The organism is Clostridium acetireducens DSM 10703, assembly GCF_001758365.1.
GTDB classification, from domain to species: Bacteria; Bacillota; Clostridia; order Clostridiales; family Clostridiaceae; genus Clostridium_C; species Clostridium_C acetireducens.
Genome location: NZ_LZFO01000067.1, coordinates 1 through 3,746 on the forward strand (window position 1 = coordinate 1; position 3,746 = coordinate 3,746).

At 26.9% G+C, this 3,746-nt stretch carries 4 protein-coding genes and 1 riboswitch; of the genes, 2 read left to right on the plus strand and 2 right to left on the minus strand.

Annotation, left to right across the window (positions count from 1 at the left end; translation table 11 throughout):
* Positions 1 to 162: 162 nt before the first annotated feature.
* Positions 163 to 711 (minus strand): bifunctional pyr operon transcriptional regulator/uracil phosphoribosyltransferase PyrR, encoded by a 549-nt coding sequence (gene pyrR, locus CLOACE_RS11435; protein WP_101495426.1) that lies wholly within the window; start codon positions 709 to 711, stop codon positions 163 to 165.
* Between the two features lie 344 nt (positions 712 to 1,055).
* Positions 1,056 to 1,157, plus strand: a riboswitch (purine riboswitch).
* 45 nt (positions 1,158 to 1,202) lie between these two features.
* Between pyrR and CLOACE_RS11440 the strand changes: the two genes are divergently transcribed.
* On the plus strand, positions 1,203 to 2,252 hold the full coding sequence (locus tag CLOACE_RS11440; protein ID WP_070111380.1) for a guanine permease: 1,050 nt from the start codon (positions 1,203 to 1,205) through the stop codon (positions 2,250 to 2,252).
* 75 nt (positions 2,253 to 2,327) lie between these two features.
* Positions 2,328 to 2,864 carry a phosphoribosyltransferase family protein gene (locus tag CLOACE_RS11445; RefSeq protein WP_070111381.1) on the plus strand — a complete coding sequence of 179 codons (537 nt, stop codon included), beginning with the start codon at positions 2,328 to 2,330 and terminating at the stop codon, positions 2,862 to 2,864.
* 183 nt (positions 2,865 to 3,047) lie between these two features.
* Here the strand turns inward: CLOACE_RS11445 and CLOACE_RS11450 are convergent.
* Positions 3,048 to 3,746, minus strand: a 699-nt coding sequence (locus CLOACE_RS11450; protein WP_175429468.1) for a GGDEF domain-containing protein, incomplete at its 5' end; no start/stop codon positions are given.

A 3,746-nucleotide genomic window follows, 5' to 3' on the forward strand; every position in this document is an offset into this window, starting at 1 on the left:
AAGTATTCACTCCTCTTTGTTGTGTATTTTTGGTGGTACTTAAATATTCGACATTTTGGGGTGAATTTCCTTTTTGAATAATAAAAAAGTTAGTAAAATCAATGATTATAAAATATGAAATTTACTCATACAATAATTAGAATTTGCAATTAACCCCTAATATTATTTATATAAAGGATGTACAAGAATTTTAACTAAATCTTTACCATCTATTTCATTAAGTTCCACTAAAACAGCTTCTCTTACTGAAGTAGGTATATTTTTACCTACATAATCTGGTCTTATAGGAATTTCTCTATGTCCTCTATCTATTAAAACAGCTAATTGAATTTTGCCAGGTCTTCCAATATCAAATACAGCTTCTATAGCTGCTCTTGCAGTTCTTCCTGTATAAATTACATCATCTACTAAAATTATATTCTTATCTTTTACATCTATATTTATTTTACTATCTTTAACTACTGGATAATCTGCCAATTCTGATAAATCATCTCTGTACAATGATATATCCAAACTACAGACAGGAATATCTATTCCTTCAAATTTTTTTATATTTTCTGCAATTCTTTCAGCTATAGGCAATCCTCTTCTTTTTATGCCTAACAAAACTACATTTTCTACAGATTTATTTTTTTCTATTATTTCGTGAGAAATTCTAATTATAGTTCTTTTTATTTTTACATCGTCCATTATTACCGCCTTTAAATTCACCTAAATTCCACCCTTCATCTATATTTAAAATAAAAAAAATGTCTTGATCCTTAACCAAGACATTTGTATAGACTTATTGCATATCTGCCTTACAATCTCTCAGGATCATTTAAAGGACTCACGTATATAATTTTTACATATTTATACTAACATAAAATACTTAATATTTCAAGGATTTTTGTAAAAATATATACTAATTTCAGAATAATTATAAATATGCATTTAAATCTTGTTTTAGTTATTCCCAAATTAATATATATTATTACAAAATTCTATATTGTATACAAATATTTTTATGTTTTATGTTGCAAACGTTCGTATATTGTGGTATAAAATACTTATAAAACAAATTAATCATTCGTCCTCATATATTCTTGGTAATATGGTCCAAGAGTTTCTACCGGAAAGCCTTAAACTTTCTAGCTATGAGTTGAGAGTATTTTTCTCTTCTTGTACCAAGAGGACATACAAAAGAAGAAGGGAGATTTTTTATGGAACTATATTTAAAAGATTTACTAGCAATAATAAGTGTTATATTAAACGGCCTACCTCAAGGACTTTTAGCCCTTTCCTTTGGATTTGCATCAATTCCAACAGCTTTTGCTTTTGTTATAGGTGCAGTTGGAGCTTTCTTTTTTAATTCAGTAGCTCCTATATCTTTTCAAGCAGAAACAATAACTTTAGCCGGAACTATGGGTGATAATTTATCCGAAAGACTTTCTATGATATTTTACGGCGGATTTATTATGACTTTTATAGGAATATTTGGTTTACTAGAGCAAATTGTTACATTCATAGGTCCTTCAATAACTTCTGGAATGATGGCAGGAGTAGGAATAATGTTAGCTAAAGTATCTATTGATATGGTTAAGAAAAATAAAATAGTAGGTTTTACTTCCATAGCCAGTGGTGTTATAACTTACTTTTTTACTAAAGACTTAGTTTATACTATAACTGTTTCTGTTATTTTATCAAGTTTAACAATAAATATATTAAATAAAGATGTACATAATATTGAACTTCCTAAAGAAAAAATTCAATTTCAAAAACCTAATTTTTCTTTTAAAATACTTAGAGGCGCTATGGGAATGGTATGCTTAAATATTGGAGCTAACATAGCTTTTGGAAAAATAACTGGAAAAATAGCTAATTCAAATGTTAATATAGATCATTTATCTATTATAAGCAGTGTAGCTGATATGGCTTCTTCTGCTTTCGGTGGCGGTCCAGTAGAATCTATAATTTCTGCTACTGGCAGTGCTCCTCATCCTGTTATGGCGGGCATAGTTATGATGCTTTTAATGGCAGTAATTTTAATAGCAGGATTACTTCCTAAAATAGGTAAATACATTCCTGCTGAATCAATTTGTGGATTTTTATTTGTACTTGGAGTTATTGTAACAGTACCTGTTAATGCAGCTACTGCTCTTGCTTCAGATGGACAACTTATAGGTGGTGTAACTATGGCTGTTACTGCTATATCAGATCCTTTCTTAGGCATGATAGCTGGCCTTTTAGTTAGATTTTTTATGCCATTTTAATATTAATTAAATCATTATTTTAAATAAAATTACGTAAAAATTTTAAAAAGTATTAAAATTTATGGAGGTATTAATATGAAAAATACATATACATTAAAAATAGATAATTTAAAAAGAGAACTTCCTCTTATTAAAATTAGTGAAGATTTAACTATAGCTAGTTTTGTTATTTTAGGTGATACAGAACTTGTAAATTATGTAGCTCCTAAAATTGTAGAAAAACTTCCTAAAGTAGATGTAATTGTTACAGCAGAAGCAAAAGGAATTCCACTTGCCTATGAAGTATCCAAGCTTTTATGTATGAAAGAATTCATTGTGGCAAGAAAAAGTATAAAACCTTATATGGATTCTCCTATTGTAGATGAAGTAGTTTCTATTACCACTCAAAAGAAACAAATTTTATGTTTAGACGGAAAAGATAGTAATAAAATTAAAGGCAAAAAAGTTGCTATTATAGATGATGTTATAAGTACAGGAGAATCTATAGAAGCAATAGAAAGACTTGTAAAAAAAGCTGGGGGCATAATAGAAGCTAAAGCTGCTATATTAGCAGAAGGCGATGCTTCCAAAAGAGATGATATAATATTCTTGGAAAAACTACCTTTGTTTTAGAAAAACTCAATAACTTCATTTTACCAATTATATGTAATAGCCTTATAAAAATAATTTATTTTTATAAATAGTTTTTATCAATATAATGTCTGTGGTATATATTAAATTTTACATTGCTTATTGCACATTTTCCCTTAAAAGCAATTGTAAAATTTAATATATACATTTTATTTTTATAAAATCTCAATTCCATTTTATGCAATTCTTTCCTGACTTTTTAGCTTTATATAAAAGCTTGTCTACTTTTTCTATAAACTTACAGTGATCACAAGCATCAATACTACTAGCTTTTATAGCTGAAACTCCTCCGCTAATAGTTATTTTTATTTTATAACACCCTATTTCAAATAAATGCATTTCTATATTTTTTCTTATGTTTTCACATATTTCTATTGCTTCTTTTAAATCTTTACCAGGAAACAAAACAGCAAATTCTTCCCCTCCATATCTTGAAGCTATATCCTCATTGCTTATACTCTCCATTATTATAGAAGATACTTCTTTTAAAACATAGTCTCCTGTTAAGTGTCCATAGGTATCATTAACTCTTTTAAAATTATCTATATCAAACATAGCTACACAAAATGTAGAGTTATCAGAAAGTTTTTTTATAGTATCTACTAAATTATTATAAAAACTTCTGTGATTATACATATTAGTTAAATAATCTTTAGACGCCATTTTTTTTAATTCTAAATTTTTTTCTTTAATTTCTTTAAACATGTAATTTACTTGTATTGATAGTTTAAATACATATTTAGAAAGTGAATTTAATACAAATCCCAAAATGTATATAAATATTACATTAGCTATAGTTTCTCCTTTTAACACTTTATCATTACAAATATTAATTTTTATAAAAATATAAATTAAAGTTATAAT

Bases quoted from the DNA above. Each gene is read 5' to 3' on its own strand.
- CLOACE_RS11440 (WP_070111380.1), top strand. From the start codon at position 1,203: ATGGAACTATATTTAAAAGATTTACTAGCAATAATAAGTGTTATATTA.
- CLOACE_RS11445 (WP_070111381.1), top strand. From the start codon at position 2,328: ATGAAAAATACATATACATTAAAAATAGATAATTTAAAAAGAGAACTT.